Raw genomic sequence first — 22,834 nt, forward strand, 5'->3', positions numbered from 1 at the left:
GGCTTTTTAGTGAAAAGTTTCTAGTAAAAAGCTTCTAGTGAAAAATTGCTAAAGCCCCAGCTTGCTGTAGTCAATCCTGTTTAGAACGGGTACGTTGCGAGTCACTGATATAAATTTTCTGGCTAGAAGTCATAATACGACTGAGGCAGGCGCAAACTTATACCAGTGACTCTGTGCCAAAACTTGAGTGGATTGACCTTACCTTATTGAGCGGGTTTGCCATCAATCATAATCGGTCGGCTGGCGAGCCAAGCCACACCTACGTTGATCACCATCAAGATTAAGATTAATAATAGCGGCGTATCCCAATTGCCCGCGCGCTCATGCAGCCAACCGGTCATTACCGGTCCTAAGAAGGCGATGAGATAAGCAATGGTCTGTACCATACCGGACAGTTTGCTGGCTTGATGCGGGGTATAAGTACGCAAGGAAAACAGCATAATCGACATGGTGAAAATACCCGCACAACCCAAGCCCATACTGCCGGACCAGAGCCAAGCTAGCGAGTTGGGTAGATAAGCGATACCCACTGCCCCGATGACGTTAAAAGAGGCGGCGGCAACCGCTACTTTTTGGATAGAGACCCCACGGCGAATGAGCCACGTCATACTAATAATAGCGGCAGGCCCCATCAATTGGAATACAGACGCCATTTGCCCAGCGGCGACTTGATCGAGCCCTTTATCCGCCCAAATTGAGGGCAGAAAACTCGCCACGGTATAGAACATTAGCGACTGCAAGCCCATGAATACGGCCAACTGCCACGCTAAGGCTGAGCGCCAAATCGAGGTATCTTCATCGACTGAGGTATCGAGCGTATTGGGCAGGCGGTGTGACGAGCCCAATTTGACTCGCAAGAGTATCCAAAAAATAATAGCGAATACGCCTAATATAGCCCAGCCACCGAGCGCCAATTGCCAGCCAAAGGCGGTCGTTAAGGGATAAATGACCCCTGCGACCATTCCTGCGACTACGGTCATCGTTAAACTGAACAATCCGGTAATTAACGGAATGTTATTGGGGGTGCGCTGTTTGATAATCGGCGCGGCTAAGGTATTTGCAAAGCCAATGGCTAGCGACAGCATCATAGTGCCAATTAAAAATCCCGTCCAAGTGTCCCAGACTGAGCGTAATACAATCCCTGAGGTCAACAGCGCAATCATAGTGATTAGCGTGTTTTCTAACCCAAAGCGTTTGCCTATAGAGGGTGAGATAAGCGCCCCTAAAGCAAACATCAGCATAGGGATAGCACCGAGCCAGCCAATTTGCACTTCAGATATTTGTAGCGAATCTTGAATAACCGGGGCAATAGAGCCTAGCGCCACGATAGGGGAGCGCATATTGGCAGATAACAGCATGATGGCAATTAACACTAGCCAAAAGGTAGAGCGCGGCGTTTGCGTCCGCAAAGAAGGCGTGGTCACCTTAGGAGAAGAAGTCGATGAAGATAGAGACATAGCAATCACTATAGATAAATATCGTGTCAGTTCAGACAGAGCAAAAGGCAGCGATTAGCCGAGAGCTCGCCGTACGGTGACACTTTTGGTTTCAGTAAAAAGCCACCCCTTAGACGGTGATGGCTTAGATAGTTTTTCAAGAAAGAGGTCTTACTAAGATAACGCTTGAATTTTATTATTTGCTTCCGTGGCTTGCCGCATGGCGACTAAGGGGAGGGCGGGGGATGGATACAATTTGATTATCATAAGTAATATCTAATACTTAGTATTTATCAATAGTTCTTTTATAGCATTAAACGACCGGTTTGCCCAGCTGTTTTGCCTTTTCGGCATTGTATTCTGCCTTTTGGGTGTCGGTACTATTGTCACACTTGTTCGGGTCGTCGCCACAGAACTGACAGAGCTCATCGCCCATCAGGTTAGCCACGCGTCCACAAGAGCCACGTAAGGGTTCTTTTTTGATCATAAAGCCAATGCCCATGAATAAAAAGAACAGGACAAACACCGCAAAGGTGATGGTAAACATGGGGATAAGTTGAGCGAGCATAAGAGCACCTCTTCGCAATAATAGCGGTAGAAAATGGCAGCAGCAACTAAAATAGCTAGGAGCAACCTGAATGATGCCAGTCGCTGCAATGCCTTTATTATAGCAAATTCCACTCCGCCTCACAGCGCAGAGTCAGTAACTTACCAGCTACAACAGCCCTTAGTTTTTGGGTTTATCGCCACGGAAAGTCTGCATAGCTGGTGTCTCTACCACTTCCCAATCCTCTATAGTTTTAGCGGTTTCACCAGCGGGCAGGCGTGATACTACAAAGAGCGCTGCGATATTCTGTTGATCCGCGACCTTTAAAGCTTGCTCATAAGGCATCGCGGTTAGCGCTGTTGCCCAAGCATCGGCCAAGGCAACGGAGTCAGCGGCCACGGTTACCGAAGGAGCACCGCCAACGACAGGTATACCTTTGATAGGGTCGATAGTATGGCTGTAGCTCACCCCATTGAATATCACGTGGTTGCGGTAATTGCCGGAAGTGGCGATATGCATCCGGTCTTGCTGCTTAGAAGTACGCGAAGGTTGGCGGATGACTGAGATAGGTTTGCGACTGTTGACGGTGCTGTCAGAGAGCGGGGCATCGATGGCGATTTGCCACGGTTTATTCTGCTCATTCACGCCCGAGGTGGCCACTTCACCACCAATCTCTACCATATAGTTGGTAATTTGATACTCTCTAGCTAGCACATCCGCGATGGCATCGACCCCATAACCTTTGGCAATAGCTGAGAAATCCAACTCGACGCCAGGTTTGGTTTTACTGAGGGATTCACCGCTGAGTTTGACACTGTCAAAATCGATTAGTGCTTTGGCTTTCGCAATATCTGCCTCTGACGGTGGGCTCTGTAATCGGTCCACACTGAGCTTGCCCCCAAACCCCCAAGTCTCGATTAAAGGCATAACCGTCGGATCAAAGGCCCCTTGCGAGGCTTGGTAGACTTCTTTTGACATGGTTAATACGCTAATAAAATCGGGGTCCAACGTCACAGCTTGGCTAGGGGGCAGCAGATTAAACTTGGTAATCAGCGAGTTGTCTTGATAAGTCGACATACTGTCATTGATTTGCACCAACCGCTCATCCACCTTGGCTTGAATCGTCTCAGCATCGACATCGGTACTTTGGTCATAGCGAATATGGTAGCTCGTGCCCATGGTTTCGCCCTCAATATGACCATATTGCGGAGACTGCTGCTGGCAGGCACTCAGGGTAACTAAACTTAGACCACAGAAACTGGCCATAATGCCGATTTGAGACAGCGTTTTCATAATAATCCTATCGAGACGGTTATTAGCAGCGGAGTGCTATAAGAAAAATACTCTAGATAAATAAGGGCTCGTAGCCATCAGTTTGTACCAGTTAACAAAAACCAGCTAATAAAAAAGAGTACCGTTAGCGATACCCTTTCTCTATTCTAACAAATTAACGCTGACAAGTTGTGACCTAGTGGCTCAATACTGAAGTAGCGTGGCGCAGCTTACTATATGCCAACAGTCGCTACTATTTAACAGTCGCTTGACGAATCATAGTATAGACCTTGGCGGGCGATACTTTATTAATAGTGAGAGCCATTTTTTCTTTAGCACCGGCTGCGACGATATATTCTTCCCCTTTACCTAAGGCTTTAGCGACTTGCTTGGCACAGGCTTTTGCGGTCATACCTTGGCTAGTAGTGTCGTCCATCGTCCCTTGAATAGAGCCGTCACCCGTTAGCGCATTAATCGAGACATTGGTTTGAATAAAGCCAGGGAAGATAGTCGCGACTTCAATGCCTTGGTCATATAATTCCGCCCGTAAGCTGTTCGCCCATAAATGCAGAGCCGCTTTCGCCGCACTATAGGCGCCGCGATATTGCGTGCCCAATAGACCCGCAACACTCGAGACCATGACGATTTTACCACCGCCTTGTGCCAACATGGCTGGCAGGACCAAACGGGTTAGGCGGGTCTGCGCAAAATAATCAACTTCCATCAATTGGCGTTCGACCTCTTCTGTGGTCTCCATAATGAGCGAGCGCTGACTAATACCGGCATTATTAATCAACCAATCGATACGACCGGCCTGTGCTCTAGCCGTTTGATAAGCCGCTTTAGCTTGCTCAGCGTCACTAATGTCAAAAGGGACAATTATATGACGTTTGGGTTTTTTGCAGCGTTTGCGCACGGCTTCTAATTTATCTTCGTTACGCCCACTTAAAATAACGGCTGCCCCGCGTCTAGCAAACTCTATTGCTAAAGCCTCACCAATACCGCTAGAGGCGCCAGTTACCCAAATTACGAGATCTTTATATTTGGTTTTCATAAGAGTCCTTTCTTGTTTGATTAAATAGGCGGAATAGCCGCCATAAAAAAAGAGCACCCCTAGGATGCCCTTTTTTATTACCAATGCAAATACTAATAATGTTGCTTAACCATTAAAGGTTTTTAACCACCAAAGTCATCGAGTAAGATGTTTTCATCTTCCACACCCAACTTGTGCAGCATGTCGATGACCGCGGCATTCATTACCGGTGGCCCACACATGTAGTATTCACAATCTTCTGGGTTAGGATGGTTTTTGAGGTATTCTTCAAGCAACACGTTATGGATAAAGCCTGTGTAACCGTCCCAGTTGTCTTCATCCGACGGATCAGATAGCGCCACATGCCATTCAAAGTTATCAAACTCTTCAGCCAGTTGGTCGTAATCTTCTACGTAGAACATCTCACGCACAGAGCGCGCACCATACCAGAAGCTAATTTTACGTTTTGAACTCAGACGCTTTAGCTGATCAAAGATGTGCGAACGCATCGGCGCCATACCAGCACCACCACCGATGAAGATCATTTCCGCTTCAGTGTCTTTGGCGAAGAACTCTCCATAAGGGCCTGATACTGTGACCTTATCGCCAGGCACTAAGCTAAATACCCAAGAGGACATTTTACCTGGTGGGATACCATCTGGACCGCGGGGTGGCGGACTAGCAATACGAATGTTAAATTTGATGATGCCTTTTTCGTCAGGGTAGTTGGCCATTGAGTAGGCACGAATGACGGGCTCATCCACTTTAGAGACGTATTTAAACAGACCAAATTGTTCCCAGTCGCCGAGGTACTCTTCGTCGACTTTGAAATCTTTATAATGTACTTCGTGCGGCGGTGCTTCCAACTGCACATAACCACCGGCACGGAAATTCACTTCTTCGCCATCCGGAATCTTGAGGACCAATTCTTTAATGAAAGTAGCAACGTTGTTATTAGAGACAACTTCACATTCCCACTTTTGTACATCAAAGAATTCAGGGTCGATCTCGATTTTCATGTCTTGCTTGACGGCCACCTGGCACGCCAAACGCATGTTATCGCGAATCTCACCTTGAGTGAAATGGCCTTCTTCGGTCGGCAGAATTGAGCCGCCCCCTTCAATAACGCGGCAGCGACACTGCGCGCACGTTCCACCGCCACCGCAAGCAGAGGAGAGGAATATTCCTTCATTAGCGAGCGTCTGGAGCAGTTTACCACCGGCGGGTGTGACCACATCATTATCGGCATTGTCATTGATATGAATGGTGACATCACCTGAGCTGACCAATCGTGAGCGAGCAGCCAAAATAATGGCTACCAAGCTCATAATGATCAAGGTAAACATGGCGACGCCACCAATTGCCGTAGCATAATCCATGAGCAGGATCCTTAATCTAGGGTCACAAGGGCGAAATCATTGCCCCCTGACCGTACAAATGAGTTGAATGGCTATTTAGAGTCAATCCTTTAGATAGACATACCACCGAATGACATAAAGCCCAATGACATCAAGCCAACCGTAATAAAGGTAATACCTAAACCGCGGAGTGGGGCAGGGATGTCTGAGTACTTAAGCTTTTCTCTGATACCGGCCAAAGTAGCGATGGCGAGTGCCCAACCAAAACCAGCACCAACGCCATAAACGACAGATTCAGTGAAGTTATAGTCACGCTCTACCATGAACAGTACGCCACCTAAAATGGCACAGTTGACCGTAATCAATGGTAGGAATACGCCCAGGGCGTTATAAAGGCTTGGGACAAACTTATCCAAAAACATCTCTAGGATTTGGACGGTTGCCGCAATAAGACCGATATAACTGAGGAGGCCTAAGAAGCTCAAGTCGATGTCAGGGAAACCGGCCCAAGCCAATGCGCCATCTTTTAGGATGAACTGGAATAGCAAGTTGTTCAGTGGTACGGTGATGCCCATAACGACGATAACGGCGACGCCTAGACCAATAGCGGTCGAGACTTTTTTGGAGACCGCCAAAAAGGTACACATGCCCAAGAAATAGGCCAAGGCCATGTTTTCAATAAAGACAGAGGTGATAAAAAGACTAATATAGTGACCCATTAGTGACCTCCTCCATGGACCATGCCTTTCGACTGTGGCTTCATCACATATTCAGGAGCTTCTACTTGCTCAGGCTTCCAAATACGAATGATGGTGATAAATAGGGCGATAATAAAGAACGCTGAAGGTGGTAATAGCAATAGACCATTCGGCACATACCAACCCCCATCAGTGACGGGTTGTAAAATAGTCATACCAAACCAAGTACCGCTACCTAAAATCTCACGAATAGTCGCAACGAATAGCAATACGGCAGAATAGCCTAAACCGTTACCGATACCATCCATGAAGCTTGGGATTGGCGGGTTGCTCATAGCAAAGGCTTCAGCGCGACCCATAACGATACAGTTGGTGATAATCAAACCAACGAAGACCGACAGACCCTTGCTGACATCATAGGCGACCGCTTTTAACAGCTGATCGACCAAGATAACCAAAGAGGCGATAATCGTCATCTGTACAATAATACGGATGCTCGACGGGATTTTATTACGAATAATAGAAATAAAGAAGCTTGAGAACGCGGTCACTAAGCTTAGCGCCACGCACATGACCAAAGCGTTGGCCATGCTGGTGGTGACGGCCAGTGCCGAACAAATACCCAAGATCTGTAGCGCGATAGGGTTGTTATCGAATATCGGCGTGGTTAGGATACTTTTGGTGTCTGCCATGTTATGCCTCCTTGTGGCGCATTTGCGGCGCTTGTGGTGTAGCGGCAGCCTGAGCAGCAACGGGTGCTGCAGCAGGAGTACCACTTTGCTCACGCAACTGGTCGAGGTAAGGCTTATAGCCTCGCTCACCGAGCCAGAATTGGATCATATTGCTGACGCCGCGGCTGGTTAAAGTTGCGCCACTAATACCATCTACCCAGTTTTCTTTCGGGTTGCCCGCTTTAGTTACGCCCGTAGCGACCTTACCTGCCTCGTCATACGACTTGATACCCGTCCACATGGCGCGCCATTTTGGCTCTTCGATACGAGCGCCAAGACCTGGGGTTTCTTTATGAGAATAAAAGCTAATCCCTTTGATGGTATTTAAATCACTCTCTAGGGTTAAGAAGCCGTAAATCGTACCCCATAGGCCATAGCCTTTAATAGGCAGTACGACCAACTCAGGCTTGCCGGCATCATCTTCTTTCACATAGACTTTGGCATATTTAGGGGTACGACCAATACTGGCCGGGTCTTCGTCACCCAAATCATCGCTCAAAGCTTTGTTTTTTGACGCTTGGTTGTCATCATAAGTATTACGGTCAGCGATACCGACTTTGGTCAAATCTTCGTCGCTTAAATACGTGCCTTTTTTCAGGTCAACGATCTCGACCTTAAAGTCCGCAAAACGCTCAGCGACATCATCATTGGTATCTTTAGCTGGGTCGTATAAGTCCGCGGCTACCAAGATATTCTTGTTGCGGTCTAAGCGACTGTTTTCGAGTTGCGCAGGCTTGAGCCCTACTGCGAAGGCTGAGACCAATACGGAACACACCAGACATAAGGTCAAGGCGACACTGATGGTTTTGGCGTTGCTGTTGGATTTAGTCTTGGGCTTGGACATAGCGAACCCTCCGTGCAGTTTGGCGTTTGATATTGGCTTGCGTCACAAAATAATCAAACAATGGGGCAAATAAGTTAGCAAACAGAATGGCTAACATGATGCCTTCTGGGAATGCCGGGTTGACGACGCGGATCAGCACGGTCATAAAACCGATAAGGATACCGTAAGCCCAGCGGCCTTTATTAGTATGGGCGGCTGACACAGGGTCTGTGGCCATAAATACCGCACCAAAAGCAAAGCCACCAATGACTAGATGCCAGTAGAAAGGCAGCTGCATCATTAAGTTATCATCACCGCCAAAGGTGTTAAAGACGAGTGAAGTGATCACTAGACCTAGCACACAACCGGCCATGATGCGCCATGACGCAATACGCGTCCAGAGCAATACTGCTGCGCCTAATAAGATAGCTAAGGTAGAGACTTCACCGATACTGCCCTGCATGTTACCCAAGAAAGCATCCGTCCAAGTGATGGCATTGCCATAAGCGTCGACGAATTGATCTGGCGTGATGCCAAGAGCAGCTAGTCCTAATGGGGTGGCGCCTGAAAAGCCATCAACGGCGGTCCAAACGGCATCACCTGACATATAGGCAGGGTAAGCAAAATATAAGAACGCACGACCCGATAGCGCGGGGTTTAAGAAGTTTTTGCCCGTACCACCAAACACTTCTTTGGCGACTACGACACCGAAGCTGATACCTAGCGCCACTTGCCATAACGGAATATCCGGTGGCAAACATAGGGCGAATAGAACTGAGGTAACAAAGAAACCTTCGTTGACTTCATGACCACGCACGATAGCAAAAATCATTTCCCAAGCAATACCTACCGCGAAGGTGACGATATAAATGGGTAAAAATTGCATTGCTCCGTAGACGAAAGATGCCCAAATACTGTTGGGATCATACCCTGCCATACTGGTAATAATAGTGCGCCAGCCTTCTTGCTGTAAGCCCAACTGCGCCATAGCGGTTAAAGCTTGATGCCCGACGTTATACATGCCCCAAAACATAGCTGGGAAAGTACATAACCAAACGGTAATCATAATACGTTTTAAGTCGATACCATCACGGACGTGGGCCGCTGAGTGCGTCGTAATATTGGGCTGACGCATAAAAGTATCGAGGGCTTCAAAAACGGCGTAGAACTTTTCGTATTTACCGCCTTTGGTAAAGGACGGCTCCATACGATCGAACATATTGTGTAAAAATTTCATCTAAGTTAGCCCTCTTGCTCGATGCGAGTTAGATTATCACGCAAGATATCACCAAACTCGTATTTGCCTGGCGACACAAATGTACAGAGTGCCACATCTTCTTCATCCAGCTCTAATACGCCCAAATCGACTGCGGTAATGATGTCTTCAACAATCAAAGCGCGCAATAATTGAGTGGGCAGATAGTCTTGCGGCATCACTTCTTCGAACACACCGATTGGCACCATAGCTCGTGGTGAGCCATTGCTGGTAGTAGTGAAGTTGAATTTTTTGCCGCCAAAGAAATGCGAGATATAGATAGGCAGTTTAGAGAAGCGACCTTTACCGGCGCTGAGATAATGAAACGCAGGACGCTCATGGCCTTCTGCTAAGACGGTGACTTGGTTATCAAAGCGGCCAAGATAAGCGGTGCTTGGAATAGTTTTGCGCCCAGAGAGGACAGAACCGGTAATGATACGGTTATCCGTACCAATGAGCTCACCGTTAGTCAAAGCCGTCAAATCAGCACCACGTTCAGTAGCTATGAGGCGTGGCTTGGCGACGGCAGGGCCTGCAAGGCTAATCAGACGACGGGTGTATAGGCGTCCGGTCGTAAATAGCTTGCCGATAGCGATCACATCTTGAAAGCCAATAGTCCAAACGGTCACGCCGCGGCTTAAAGGATGCAAAAAGTGAATGTGCGTGCCCGCCAATCCTGCTGGGTGCTTGCCTGCAAAGGCATGATATTCTGTGGTATTGCCAGCAGCAGTCGTCGTAAACTTAGGAATATCCGCGTTGCCATGATGACAGACGTAAGTCTTAGGGCTGAGGGTAGACAAAACTGCCAAGCCATCATTAAATGCCTGCAACTCTTCTTTAATCAGTATCATAGGATCAAAGCTAAGCGGCTGGGTATCGATGGCGGTCACGAAAATAGCGTGAGGACGAGCACCGATATCAGGGCTACGGCTGTAGGGACGCGTACGGAAAGCGGTCCATTCGCCTGATGTAATCAGTTGGGCTTCGACCGTTTCTGCATCGAGGGTAGCGAGCTGAGCCGAATTAAAGCGCTCAAATTCGACTTCTTCGCCATTGGGATCAATTTGAATCACTAAGCTTTCAAAGACTCGGCGATCACCGCGATTGACTGCGACGACTTTACCGGCGGCCGGAGCGGTATAGATGACTCCCACGCGCTTTTTATCTTCAAAGATAGGTTGACCCTTGGCGACCACGTCCCCTGCGCTGACATTCATGGTAGGCTTCATTCCTACGTAGTCATAGCCGATAAGGGCGACTTGAGTAGGACGATGCTCAGTGATATCACGGGAGGGCTCGCCTGCGATAGGCAAATCCAGTCCTTTTTTGATGGTAATCATAAGCGAACACTTATTCCATAGTCTAAACGATACCAGACATCCTGTTTGGTATGATCTAAGCTAACTTTGCAAAGGTACTGCAGCCTTAAAACCCGCTACAATAGGACTTATAAAGTAAGCTTATAAAAGAGCATTAACGGCGACCCTGCTGATTGCAATAACAGATTCCTTCGTACCACGTTAACATCTTAATCAATTACCAAGTGGCGACTGGCTACCAAGTTTGTTTAATGCCCGTCTATTAGTTATCAGGTCGAGCTCTGAGGTTATACAACCATAAAGACGCCCTGATTAAACGGACAAAATGTAAAGCAAAAACATAAAATCTGGCACTATCATCATAGGGCTAATAGAACTAATATCAACTTAATCCTAATAGGGCATGATGGCCATGATTATTTTTAGCTAGCCCTAACTCAAATAAATCCTACTAAAAAGCAGGATAGGCTACCTCACATAAGTAGCATAATTAAATAAGTCGGGTTGAACGAAATCAGATAAAACAAAAATAAGATAAAACAGAGAGTTGCGACCTTTATTTAGATAAGGTGCCTGACGTACCGTCAATGGAGACACGTCTTTGCAGTAAGTGTTCTTACTGCCGTAAAGGTGGTGTTAGGGAATATTTTTTATACAATACGTTATACAACCCGGTTTTTAGTCAACTAGTATTTGACCTAAGCGTGTTGCTAAGCCAGCATCTTAAGGCCGGTTAGTTTTATCCTAACATCGCTTTTTATACCGGTTTTAGGACCTTGTAATGATAAATACCCATAATCTGACCTAGGATTATACGATAAATTACCCTAAAATTGCCAGTTAGTAATGAAAAATGTTTAATAATGACGGTATTATCAAGCGATATTATTGACAATCCAGTCAAAAAATCACAACAGCAGATTGCTGCTAGTCCTTAGTTTTGAGTGGGATTCTATCTAGCGTCTATCTGGGTTATATAAGACTATCTGTCTCATTATTAAGGCTTTATAAGCCAAAAATATCATAATTTATCTCTACTTTATTTATTTTAAGGAAAAGCTATGCCAAGTACGCCTGTGATTATCCCTGCCATTGATCTAAAAGATGGCAAGTGTGTGCGCTTAAAACAAGGGCGTATGGAGGATGATACGGTCTTTTCAGACGACCCTGTCGCTATGGCGGCCCGTTGGGTCGATGCCGGAGCGCGTCGTTTGCACCTGGTCGATTTAAATGGCGCTTTTGATGGTACGCCCGTCCATAAAGCGGTCGTGACAGATATCGCCAAAGCCTATCCTAACTTACCGATTCAACTCGGTGGTGGTGTGCGCTCATTAAAGACTATTGAGCATTATTTAACCGCAGGACTGACGTATATCATCATCGGAACTAAAGCCGTCGAAAACCCAGAGTTTGTCGAAGAAGCTTGTCGCGAGTTTGGGGGCCATATCATCGTCGGTATCGATGCCAAAGATGGTTTGGTGGCGACCCATGGTTGGGCCAATGTCACCGACGTCAAAGCGACGGAACTGGCGAAACGTTTTGCCAATGCTGGCGTCTCCTCCATCGTGTATACCGATATCGCTCGTGATGGCATGATGCAAGGCGTGAATGTCGAGCAAACGGTTAATCTAGCGCGTGAAGGCGGCCTACCGGTGATTGCTTCAGGTGGTGTGACCGATATGAAAGATATCGAATTTCTTAAGCCTTATAGCGATTGTATCGAAGGGATTATTACCGGCCGTGCTATTTATGAAGGCACATTAGACTTAGGCGAAGCGCAAGCCTATTTAGATTTGTAGATAGGGCGAATAGTTAAATAGTATGTTGAAGCTTGCTAGGTAAAGAGGTTTTGTTTATTGTTAGACTGAGCCTATTTATCTAGCAGAGCCAACTTTTAGGCTGCGGCTTACTTTAGAGTCCCACCACTGGAATTAAAAGGCCCTATTGATGGACCATAATAAGAATAGTAGCGCCAACTTAGGCCAACCCTTAACCAAGGATAAGTCGGTTACTGGGTCTAAGTTGCCGCAACCCTTAATACTAGCCACGGCGTGTCTCCTTAGACGCGCCGTTTTGCTTTTAATAACCAGTGTCTTACTGCTGCTAGGGCCCGTTAGTCTCAGTTATGCGATTGGCGAAGAGTTATTGGCGGCTGAGGCAACGTTAAGTGGACAAGCTGTAGAAGAAGAGTCACCAACAGTCTCTACCTCGACCAATGAAGCCACTATTGAGACCAAACCGGCCCCGCAAAAAGACAGCGAAATTCGCCAACGTATCACCGGTATTTTTAGCGAAATCGAAGGTCTACAAGCCGTGACGGTCAGAGTCAATCAAGGCGTGGTGACGCTAGCGGGTGAGGTGCCCAATGAAAAAAAGGCGCAACAAGCCATCAACTTGACCAACCGCTTAAACGATGTGGTGACAGTCGATGACAGCATTAGTCGTACGCTAGATGTCCAAGACAATGTTTCGACCGTCTATAAAGGCTTAAAAGTTCAGGCTAAGAATTTTTTTAAAGCCGCGCCATTATTACTGGTGGCTATTTTATTGTTTGGCTTAGTAGCATGGTTTGGGGCGTGGTTATCCGCGCGTCAAGGCATCTGGCGCCGTGTAACCCCCAATCCTTTTGTGGCTGAGCTATTGGCGCAAACCATTAAAGTCGTCTTTATTATATTAGGCTTAATCTTAGGTTTGAGCCTTATCGGTGCGGAGGCGATCATCGGCACCTTGTTAGGCGGGGCAGGAGTCATTGGTATCGCAGTAGGTTTTGCGGTCAAAGACACTATCGAAAATTATATTGCCTCATTAATGCTGAGCGTGCGCCAACCGTTCCGTGCCCGCGATCATATCGTTATTAACGACCGTGAGGGTATCGTGGTCCGGTTGACCAGTCGTGCCACCATCTTGATGACCTTAGATGGCAACCAATTGCGTATTCCGAATTCGGAAGTCTTTAAAGGTACTATCCTAAATTACACCAAAAATCCTGAGCGCCGCTTTACCTTTGAATTGGGTGTCGATGCTAACGATGACCCTTTAGCGGCTATTAAAGTCGGCTTAGATGCGATTCGAGCGCTAGATTTTGTCCTCGAAAAGCCCAAATCCTCAGCGGTAATTAGCGAAGTGGGTGACTCCAATATTGTGCTTCAGTTTCAAGTGTGGGTCGATCAGTCAGAGTCTGACTTTTCTAAAGCCCGCAGTATCGCCATCCGTGAGACCAAGCATGCGCTAGAGAATACCGGCTTTAGCCTCCCAGAGCCCATCTATCGCTTGCGATTTGACCAAGCTGTGGAAGAGGTGCTCAAACATGTGGACAGCAGTGACCAAGGGGTAACGGTTGCACAAACCACGCCCAAGCCTAGTAGTCCTGCGACCGAGCAACAAGCTGTTAAAAAGGAAGCGAAAGAGCGGGCTAAACGGGTCTTGCAAGGGGGCGCCGCTGATGAAGTGTTGGATACGCAACCGGATACCAAGCTTATGGAAAAGGTCAACCAAGAAATTGCCGAGAATGCGGATGACACTGATTTATTAGATCATAATAGCCCGCAAGAGTAGGTAGGTAAGGGCAGGGTAGGTTAATAAGAATAGGCTAGTAAAAGTAAATGGGTAAGAGTCGTTGCGTAGAAACAATCGTCAAGCTTAACCGCGCAAAAACTGGTATGAAATATGCACTCCAAGGGCTATCATTGACTTGATGGCTATCTTAGAGAGGCGCTTACAGTGAGTCGTCTCTAGTTGGTTAGTAGCTGGATGGTCTTTATTACTTTCATTGCTAAGGATTTACCCATGCAAGCCAAACATCTTATTATTATCGCTATTATTGGCATCGTTGCCTTAGCAGCTTTTAATATCTTTAATAAACCTAGTATCACGCCTACTATCGCCACCGCTACTGAGGCGGAGCCCAGCAATACGGCGATAGCTAAGCAGCCGTTAAGCCAGCAACCGAAAGCCATCGTGGATAAAGCGACCAATGATATCGCGGCAGCCCAACAGTTAGAAAACGATAAAATAGCTACGGCGACAGATACAGCACAATAGGTCGCTGTCTTTAAACCCTAGCTCTTAAACTGCGCACAATAAAAAAGGCTAACGATGACGTTAGCCTTTTTGCTATGCGTAAGTTGCCTATAATCTAGTCATTAGCAGGCTTTTTACCTTTGCTACTACTACGGCGGCGTGGTTTTTTCTTAGTTTGGTTCATTTCGCTAGCTTTTAGCTTTTCAACCAATTCAAAGTCAATTTGCAACAAGTCCATATTCACGCCAGCGACTTTCACTTTTACAGAATCGCCTAGACCAAATATGGTGCCCTTGTCTTTACCGATCAGCTGTTGCTGCTTTTCGTCATAGACAAAGAAGTCGTCACCCACATTAGAGATATGCACTAGACCATCGATGTATAGGTCGGTCAGAGTAATGAACAGACCGAAGTTCGTCACAGTCGTCACGACGCCATCAAACTCTTCACCCACATGGTCTTTCATATAGTGACATTTGAGCCATGATTCGACAAAGCGTGACGCTTTCTCTGCACGACGTTCTGTATCTGAGGTCTGCGTACCCGCTTCTGCCAATTTAAAGTCCATAATTGGCTGTTTTTGGCCGGTGACTTTAGCTTTAATTGCACGGTGCAACATTAGGTCAGGATAACGGCGAATAGGGGAGGTAAAGTGACTATATTCGTCATACGCTAAGCCAAAGTGACCAATATTGTCTGGCGCATAGTTGGCCTGCATCATAGAGCGCAGCAACATACTGTGGATACTGATGGCATCAGGACGGTCTTTAGTCGCTTCGATGATGCGTTGGTAGTCTTCCTGCGTTGGGCTTTCTTCTGGGAACGGAATACCGAAGTTTTTAGCGTATTCATGGATACGCATCGACTTTTCACCATCTGGCTTATCATGGTTACGATAGAGCACCGGCAAATCATTTTTCAGAGTGAAATTAGCGGCACAAGTATTGGCCAGCAACATACACTCTTCAATCAGTTTATGCGAATCACCACGGGTACGCGGTACGATAGCATCGATGCCACCTTCTTCATTAAACTTGATGTAAGTCTCAACGGTCTCAAACTCCATCGCATGGCGTTCAGCACGTTTTTTCATCAATAGACCATACAGTTGATGTAGGGTATCTACAGATTTCTTCACGTCTTTATTACCCGTGATAGACTCAGGAATGCTCTTATCTTTTGGATTAGCAAAGTAGTCGTTGACTTGGTTATACGTCAGACGCGCTTGTGAGTTCATCACTCCAGGGTAAAACTCGTAACCGGTAATTTTGCCTGCGCGGGACACTTTGATGTCCGCAACCATACAAAGACGGTCGACATTAGGATTCAAAGAGCATAGACCATTGGACAATACTTCAGGTAGCATCGGCACCACATAATGCGGGAAATATACCGAAGTACCACGCTCATACGCATCATGATCGAGCGCTGAGTTTGGCGTCACATAATGGCTCACGTCGGCAATCGCTACGACCACACGGTAGTTACCACCCGAGCGTTTTTCAGCATACACAGCATCATCAAAGTCACGTGAGTCTTCGCCATCGATAGTCACGAGTGGCAAATCGCGGATGTCTCTACGACCTTTAAAGTCTTTGGCAGCCGGTTCTTTATAGCTGTTTGCTTGCTTGATAGCTTCTTGACTAAACTCGTGCGGGATATCGTAGTTAAGCAGCGTGGTCTCAATGATCACTTCACGATCGTTATCATCATCCATCACATGGACGATTTTACCGGTAGCGAATTCATGCTGGTTCGGCCAGTCGATGACATCGACTTTAACTGGATGACCGGGTTTAGCACCGATAGCTTCGACGTTTTCTGCCGTTACGGTGATCGGTTGATGATTGTTAGGACTGGCCAACTCGACACAATAGCCTTCATCGTCTTGAGCCAATGTACCGATAAATTGCGTTTGCTGACGTTCGGTCACATCGACAATACGGCCTTCGGTACGGCCACGGTTGTCAGTAGTCGTGCCAATAGCATTGACAGAATCGCCGTTAAAGACCCAACGCATCTGTTTTTCATGCAAAAATAAATCTGGCATATCGTCTAGTACGACGAAACCAAACCCTTTGGCATGGGCAGATACCGTACCACTGACGATGTCTTGCTTGGTCACTGCACGGTATTTATAAGGTCGACCATCACGGTTTACTTGACCGTCACGCGTCATGGCTTTTAAGCGATTGCCTAAAGCGTCAAACTGATCGGCGTCTTCAATACCGAAGGCTTCAGCCAATTGTGGCTGCGTAGCTTCGCCTAAATCTGCCAAAGTTTGCAAGATTAATAAGCGGCTCGGGATTGGGTTGTCGTAGTTTTGGGCTTCTTGTTTGGCGTTTGGATCATTCCAAGTCATAGGTTTCCGTGTCTGTTCTTGTAGAGTCATAAAGGAGGCTATCTAATCACGCTATCTTACCACAAATTGCAAATGGACAAGGCAGCTTAGCAGTGACGCATGATAGCTATTGAATTATAAGCGATATTTTATAGTTTTCTTGGTCGTTGTCAGTTAGGTTATAACGCATACTTTTAACCACTAGACCATTGGTGTGCAAACTGGGCTTAGAGCTAATGCCTATCGTTAATTTTAAAGCCAATAGGGATAAAGGCTAAGAGTTAGCCGTTATCCCTAAGTCAAAAGCAAGGCGCTCAAGTCCATCCAATTAGATGCGCACTTCGCCCAAACGTTTGGGCTCTTCGTTCAAGCTATTGGTCACTTCAACGATGGTCGTTTGATTGGCTTTATCTAAGTATTTATTGGCTTTATCCACTTCATTGGTCAGCACATTGACCGTCTCTTTCATATTATCGAGCGCTTCAATTTTATAGTTGCTGATCATATCCATAGTTTCATAGATATTGTTAAAGGCATTTTGCAGACGTTCCACTTCGATAGTGTTTTCAGTCGCTTGCTTGTGGATATCGCCCGTTTGTTGCTTGAGCATGGCTGAAGTCGATTCGATTAAACTGCTGGTAGTGCTGTTCAAGGCATTGATTTGATCGAGGACTAATTTCTGGTTCGTCAACGCTTGCGAGACCATTACTGCCGTACGTAGCGCAGAAATCGTGGTCGTGGTAGCGCGATCAACCCCTTTAATGAGTTCCATATTATTTTTACGGATCATATCTAGGGCCAGATAGCCTTGCACGTTGACTGCAAGCTGAGTCAAAAAGTCTTGGTTCTTCTGACGCACATAAAACAGCATCTCTTCTTGAACCACACGGGCTTTTTCTGGGTCTGTATTTTGCAGTTCGCTGACTTTACCTTCGAGCTGACTATCAATTTGCTTACCGACGTAAATATATTGACGTAATGACTGCATCATCGCCCACATATTCACTTTTTCTTGCTCGATGACCGCATTGTCTTTTAGCAGCTCGTCTTTACCATTATACAAGCTCTCGACCACCGCATTGATATGCTTTTGCGATGACTCGTATTGGCGGAAATAATCTTGGACTTTATTGCCATAAGGAATAAGGCCTAAAAACTTACGCGAGCCACTCATCAGCTCTTTTTTACTAGGGTCTAAGTCTTCAACGATACCGCGCAGCTCAGTGAGTGACTTAGCAATAGGTGATTGGTCGAATAGAGTAGTGTTCATACTCTTAGCGGGACGGTCGAGCATACGGTTCGACATTTGCGCTGATGCCCGAATCTCGGCATTACCCATCTGGTGGATAGCTTGGACTTGTTTGTCAAAGTCAGGCGTATTCACCGGGCTGGCTAACACATGATTCACGAATTCATTGACTTTTTGATTCAACTCAGGAATCTGGCTGTCATCAATTTTCACCATTTGGTCCGCAGCATCTGGCTCTATGACCTGCACTGGTTTTGGCGGCTCAAGCGTGATGATAGGTTGTTTATCGGATTGTGGTGGTGTTAACTCTTGCATAGTGGGTCCTTGTTATATTTATTAATGAATAAAAACCAATGTCTTGTCTTAATGAATAAAAACCAAAATCGCTGTCTAATCAAAAATCTCAAATAAAAGCTCATTGTTTTATAAAAAATAATAGGCTAGGTTGACGCAAAATAATACCGCTATAGTAATAGTCTTAATGTACTGCAATGCTAACTCGGTATCTAGTGTATTTGCTTAACTATTTGTATTGTGGTTTTATCCAATTATCTCAAGCAAACCTTAATAAGAAACAGATAAAAGGCCAATATAGATAGGTAAGCAGGCAGGTAGGCAGACAGTGAAACAGATAAACAGACAGGTAGTTGGGATTAAAACCAATAGCGTGCGCTTGGGAGAAGTTTGTGGCAGTCTCATTATTGATATGGCTAACCCTTTTAGCCTATAACTAGCCATAAAAAAAGCCACTTCAAATTCTGAAGCGGCTTCTTAAGTCGGAGATATCAGCTATTGGGAATAAAGGTTTAGCCGCTATAACCAGCAAACAAACACTTTAAATCCTTCAATCAATAGCCTATAAACCGGTTATTTCTTACGGGTCGGGCCAAGCAACATACCCATTTGACGGCCTTCCATCTTCGGGTGTTGCTCGACGTTAGCAAGTTCAGCCGTATCTTCAATGATACGCTCAAGCTGCTGACGGCCAATATCTTGGTGCGCCATTTCACGGCCACGGAAGCGAATAGTCACTTTGACCTTGTCTTGGTCTTCTAAGAAGCTCATGATTTTACGCAATTTAACTTGGTAATCAGCTTCTTCAGTGCTTGGACGCAGTTTCATTTCTTTTAGCTGCGTTTGCTTCTGATTTTTCTTCGCTTCTTTCGCTTTTTGCTTTTGATCATACAAGAAGCGTTTGTAGTCCATGATCTTGCACACAGGTGGCTTGGCATCAGGAACCAACTCAACCAAATCCAAATTGTCATCACGAGCGGCTTGGCGGGCAGTCTCGATATCGACTACGCCCATTTGCTCGCCATCTTCTTTAACTAAGCGGACTTCTTTTAGTTGGATCTCTTCGTTGATGTTCAAACGGTTTGACTGTTTAATGGGTATTACTCCTCATCAGTTTTTAGTTGTGGTCGTCCTTTTTGAGCGACCGCTTTCTCTACTAATTCGATAAAATCAGCCACAGACATAACGCCTAAGTTTTCGCCCTCACGGGTGCGCACGTTGACTTGTCCAGACTCGACTTCTTTGTCCCCTAATACTAGCATATAGGGAATGCGTTCTAATGTTCGTTCTCGTATCTTAAATCCAATCTTTTCGTTACGCAAGTCACTAATTGCGCGCAGGCCAGCATCTTTAAGCTCACGCACCACGTTTTCACAAGTTTCTGCTTGTTTATCCGTGATATTCATCACCACCACTTGCTGCGGTGCCAACCAAACCGGCATCCAACCCGCATAATGCTCAATAAGCATGCCTAAGAAACGCTCAAAAGAGCCTAAGATGGCACGATGCAGCATGATTGGGGTTTCGCGCTCGCCTTGTTCGTTAATAAATTCAGCGTCTAGGCGCTCAGGCATGTTGGGATCGACCTGAATCGTACCGCACTGCCAAACACGGCCCAAGCAGTCTTTTAGACTGAATTCAATCTTAGGACCATAAAAAGCGCCTTCACCCGGTAGATATTCCCAATCTAAACCAGAACTGTCTAAGGCATCTGCTAAAGCTTTTTCAGCGAAATCCCAAGACTCTTCGCTACCCACGCGTTTTTCTGGGCGGGTAGACAGTTTCATCTCGATTTTATCAAAGCCAAAGTCGTCATAAACGGCTAGGGTCAGCTTAATGAAATCCGCTACTTCTTGCTGAATCTGGGCTTGGGTACAGAAAATATGGGCATCATCTTGCACAAAACCACGCACACGCATCAAGCCATGCAATGAACCCGATGGCTCGTTACGGTGGCAAGAGCCAAACTCTGCCATACGTAATGGTAGGTCACGGTAAGATTTCAAACCTTGATTAAAGACTTGCACGTGGCAAGGGCAGTTCATGGGTTTTACCGCATAGTCGCGGCTCTCACTTGAGGTCGTAAACATATTGGTAGCATAGTTACCCCAATGCCCTGACTTTTCCCACAGGCTACGATCGACGATTTGTGGCGTCTTGATCTCTTGGTAGCCATGGTCATGCTGCACTTTACGCATGTATTGTTCAAGCACTTGATAGATGGTCCAACCGTTCGGATGCCAAAATACCATGCCGGGGGCTTGCTCTTGCATATGGAACAAGTTCAATGCTTTACCAATCTTACGGTGATCGCGCTTTTCGGCTTCTTCGATACGCTGGATATATTCTTGCAGCTGTTTCTTATCTGCCCAAGCTGTGCCATAAATACGTTGAAGCTGTTCGTTTTTGGCATCACCGCGCCAGTACGCACCACTCATCTTCATCAATTTAAAGACTTTCAAAAAGCGGGTGTTGGGCACGTGAGGGCCACGGCACATATCGACGTATTCTTGATGATGATACAGACCGAAGGCTTCTTCGCCTGGCATATCATTGATCAATTTCAACTTATAGTCTTCACCGCGCGATTCAAAGATTTCAATCGCCTCTGCGCGAGGGGTCATCTTTTTCACGACGTCGTAGTTTTGTTTAATCAGCTCCGCCATACGTTTTTCAATGGCTTGCATATGCTCAGGGGTGAATGGCGTTTCGCTGTAGATGTCATAATAGAAGCCATCTTCGATGACCGGTCCAATGACCATCTTTACGTCTGGATACAGCTGCTTGACGGCATGACCTAGCAAATGCGCGCAAGAGTGACGAATAATATCGACGCCATCAGCATCTTTAGCGGTCACGATTTCTACTTTGGCATCGGCCAAGATAGGGTCGCAGGCATCAACCAAATGACCGTCGACACGGCCGGCGATGGTGGCTTTAGCAAGGCCTGGGCCAATGCTTTCGGCGACTTGCATGACTGTCGTCTGACCGTCGAACTCTTTTACGCTACCATCGGGTAAAGTAATCGCTACCATAATCTATTATCCAAACATTCATTATTAAAAAACATCTATCAAAACAAAGACTGACGTTAGGCGCCAACCGTAATGAAGGGTGTCAGACTTGTCTCACCATTATACAGATACGATAATAGAGGGTGAGCAGGAGAGCATTGTAGAGGGTGTGGCAATACGCCACGCAATCTAGTCCACTCTAATATAAGTCGTAACTGCCTACTATTATAAACTATTATTTGTAGCCAATCTCGCCTTATGCTTTAGTTCCCTCTATATAGGGGCAGACTGCCTAATAAAAAAGATGTATTAATAGCATCCGAATGCTAGCTACTATAGCAAAGACCTAATTTACTGACCAGCAATGGACTAGGTGATAGTAATTAGGGACTCTTCTATATAATAGTAGTAAGGCCACATAGCTATATAAAGGAACACCTTTGAGTAATACCTATATAGGGGTAGTTATAGGCTGTAAGTTATTACAGGATGCGTTCCACTCACCAGAACATTTGGAAGGCTGTGGGTTATGCTTTGCTAACCAGACGCTACACGCATTTATGGACATCGGGGTGTAGTAGGCTGGAGCTTTAGCCCAGCAAACGAAAAGGCAGGGTTCAGCAAATACCGTAGCGTGGGTGACAACCCACGGAAAAAAGGATACCTATATAAGAAGTCATTGCTTTATATAAGTAAGCACAGTTAAGAAAATGTGCACTCTCCTTATCACAGGAATTTCTATTTAAAGAAATTCTTCTTGCACACCTTGAGGAGGAATAAGCGAAACACTTTTTCGCCCGACGCAAGACAAGGGCTATGCCCGCAGTGGGCATGCAATTTTTAAACGGTGTTCAGGGCAGAGGAGGATTTGTAGGGTCGGTTAGATCTACCGAGCACGCGCAGCGTGCGAAGGGAGAACGTAACCCACCAATATGGGATGGTTGAATTAAAAACTATCTATACAGAATAGTTCCCTTCCCCTAGCAGGGGAAGGGCCAGGGAAGGGGTGTTCTTCTAAGCAAACAAGCTTAATCCAACCAATTTGAAATAATATTGCAAAAGGTCTTGACGTGAGTCCTGAGGTGTATATAATACGCAGCCTGCCAAGCGGGAAAGCAAGTTAACGATTATCTAAATTGATGATTGGGAGGCTTGATAGATAAGGGCTTAGAAGTTGAAAGACTTTTAAAAACTTAGAAATAACCTCTTGACACAGGCTATAAAGCGTCTATAATACGCACCTCATTGAGAGAAGCTAAACGATCAATCACAGATTGATAACGCAGCTAACCAGATGAAACAAATATAGAATAAAGCTTGACAGTAATCAAATTAATGATATACTTGACGGCTCGCTAAGTAAGACGAACAATTAGTTTATCTTATTAGCGATATAACTTAACTTGGACGACAAGCTAAGTCAACTATTTAAAAGCTAAATCAA

17 protein-coding genes are annotated in these 22,834 nt (G+C 46.0%); 3 read left to right on the forward strand and 14 right to left on the reverse strand.

Going from position 1 to position 22,834, the window contains the following annotated elements:
- Positions 1-203 precede the first annotated feature (203 nt).
- From ACZ2XM_RS14550 to ACZ2XM_RS14595, 10 genes are all read right to left on the reverse strand, one after another.
- Entirely contained in the window at positions 204-1,457 is a 1,254-nt protein-coding gene (locus tag ACZ2XM_RS14550; RefSeq protein ID WP_490589683.1) for an MFS transporter, read from the reverse strand.
- 292 nt (positions 1,458-1,749) lie between these two features.
- Positions 1,750-2,004, reverse strand: a complete 255-nt coding sequence (gene nqrM / locus ACZ2XM_RS14555) for a (Na+)-NQR maturation NqrM (RefSeq protein WP_490589684.1) — start codon at positions 2,002-2,004, stop codon at positions 1,750-1,752.
- Between the two features lie 159 nt (positions 2,005-2,163).
- Positions 2,164-3,276 (reverse strand): FAD:protein FMN transferase, encoded by a 1,113-nt coding sequence (locus tag ACZ2XM_RS14560; protein ID WP_490589685.1) that lies wholly within the window; start codon positions 3,274-3,276, stop codon positions 2,164-2,166.
- A 232-nt stretch (positions 3,277-3,508) separates the two neighbouring features.
- Positions 3,509-4,309 (reverse strand): SDR family NAD(P)-dependent oxidoreductase, encoded by an 801-nt coding sequence (locus ACZ2XM_RS14565; protein ID WP_490589686.1) that lies wholly within the window; start codon positions 4,307-4,309, stop codon positions 3,509-3,511.
- A 122-nt stretch (positions 4,310-4,431) separates the two neighbouring features.
- The gene (gene nqrF / locus ACZ2XM_RS14570; protein WP_201498351.1) at positions 4,432-5,667 is read right to left on the reverse strand and encodes an NADH:ubiquinone reductase (Na(+)-transporting) subunit F; all 1,236 of its coding nucleotides are present in this window, start codon (positions 5,665-5,667) and stop codon (positions 4,432-4,434) included.
- 89 nt (positions 5,668-5,756) lie between these two features.
- On the reverse strand, positions 5,757-6,365 hold the full coding sequence (nqrE, locus tag ACZ2XM_RS14575) for an NADH:ubiquinone reductase (Na(+)-transporting) subunit E (protein WP_490589687.1): 609 nt from the start codon (positions 6,363-6,365) through the stop codon (positions 5,757-5,759).
- Positions 6,365-7,036, reverse strand: a complete 672-nt coding sequence (locus ACZ2XM_RS14580; RefSeq protein WP_490589688.1) for an NADH:ubiquinone reductase (Na(+)-transporting) subunit D — start codon at positions 7,034-7,036, stop codon at positions 6,365-6,367. The genes nqrE and ACZ2XM_RS14580 overlap by 1 nt, the downstream gene beginning before the upstream one ends.
- A 1-nt stretch (position 7,037) precedes the next feature.
- On the reverse strand, positions 7,038-7,919 hold the full coding sequence (locus ACZ2XM_RS14585; RefSeq protein WP_490589689.1) for a Na(+)-translocating NADH-quinone reductase subunit C: 882 nt from the start codon (positions 7,917-7,919) through the stop codon (positions 7,038-7,040).
- On the reverse strand, positions 7,900-9,135 hold the full coding sequence (locus ACZ2XM_RS14590) for an NADH:ubiquinone reductase (Na(+)-transporting) subunit B (RefSeq protein ID WP_490589690.1): 1,236 nt from the start codon (positions 9,133-9,135) through the stop codon (positions 7,900-7,902). Before ACZ2XM_RS14590 ends, ACZ2XM_RS14585 begins: the two co-directional genes overlap by 20 nt.
- 5 nt (positions 9,136-9,140) lie before the next feature.
- Positions 9,141-10,493, reverse strand: a complete 1,353-nt coding sequence (locus ACZ2XM_RS14595; protein WP_490589691.1) for a Na(+)-translocating NADH-quinone reductase subunit A — start codon at positions 10,491-10,493, stop codon at positions 9,141-9,143.
- Positions 10,494-11,533: 1,040 nt separating this feature from the next.
- Between ACZ2XM_RS14595 and hisA the strand changes: the two genes are divergently transcribed.
- From hisA to ACZ2XM_RS14610, 3 genes are all read left to right on the forward strand, one after another.
- Positions 11,534-12,271, forward strand: coding sequence for a 1-(5-phosphoribosyl)-5-[(5-phosphoribosylamino)methylideneamino]imidazole-4-carboxamide isomerase (gene hisA, locus ACZ2XM_RS14600; protein ID WP_490589692.1), 738 nt, complete (start codon positions 11,534-11,536; stop codon positions 12,269-12,271).
- 148 nt (positions 12,272-12,419) lie between these two features.
- A complete protein-coding gene (locus ACZ2XM_RS14605) occupies positions 12,420-14,027 on the forward strand; it encodes a mechanosensitive ion channel domain-containing protein (protein WP_490589693.1) in 1,608 nt (535 codons plus the stop codon).
- A 231-nt stretch (positions 14,028-14,258) separates the two neighbouring features.
- A complete protein-coding gene (locus tag ACZ2XM_RS14610; protein WP_490589694.1) occupies positions 14,259-14,513 on the forward strand; it encodes a hypothetical protein in 255 nt (84 codons plus the stop codon).
- A gap of 94 nt (positions 14,514-14,607) precedes the next feature.
- Here ACZ2XM_RS14610 and rnr read toward each other — a convergent pair whose 3' ends face one another.
- The 4 genes from rnr to thrS all read right to left on the reverse strand — a co-directional run bounded on the left by rnr (position 14,608) and on the right by thrS (position 21,411).
- Positions 14,608-16,854 carry a ribonuclease R gene (gene rnr, locus ACZ2XM_RS14615; protein WP_490589695.1) on the reverse strand — a complete coding sequence of 749 codons (2,247 nt, stop codon included), beginning with the start codon at positions 16,852-16,854 and terminating at the stop codon, positions 14,608-14,610.
- A gap of 307 nt (positions 16,855-17,161) precedes the next feature.
- Complete coding sequence (locus ACZ2XM_RS14620) at positions 17,162-18,397, reverse strand: toxic anion resistance protein (protein WP_490589696.1); 1,236 nt, start codon at positions 18,395-18,397, stop codon at positions 17,162-17,164.
- A gap of 552 nt (positions 18,398-18,949) precedes the next feature.
- Complete coding sequence (gene infC, locus ACZ2XM_RS14625; RefSeq protein WP_201498362.1) at positions 18,950-19,453, reverse strand: translation initiation factor IF-3; 504 nt, start codon at positions 19,451-19,453, stop codon at positions 18,950-18,952.
- Between the two features lie 23 nt (positions 19,454-19,476).
- On the reverse strand, positions 19,477-21,411 hold the full coding sequence (gene thrS, locus ACZ2XM_RS14630; protein ID WP_490589697.1) for a threonine--tRNA ligase: 1,935 nt from the start codon (positions 21,409-21,411) through the stop codon (positions 19,477-19,479).
- Between the last annotated feature and the right edge of the window lie 1,423 nt (positions 21,412-22,834).

This window comes from Psychrobacter sp. CoH-33_TS_01, assembly GCF_058189395.1.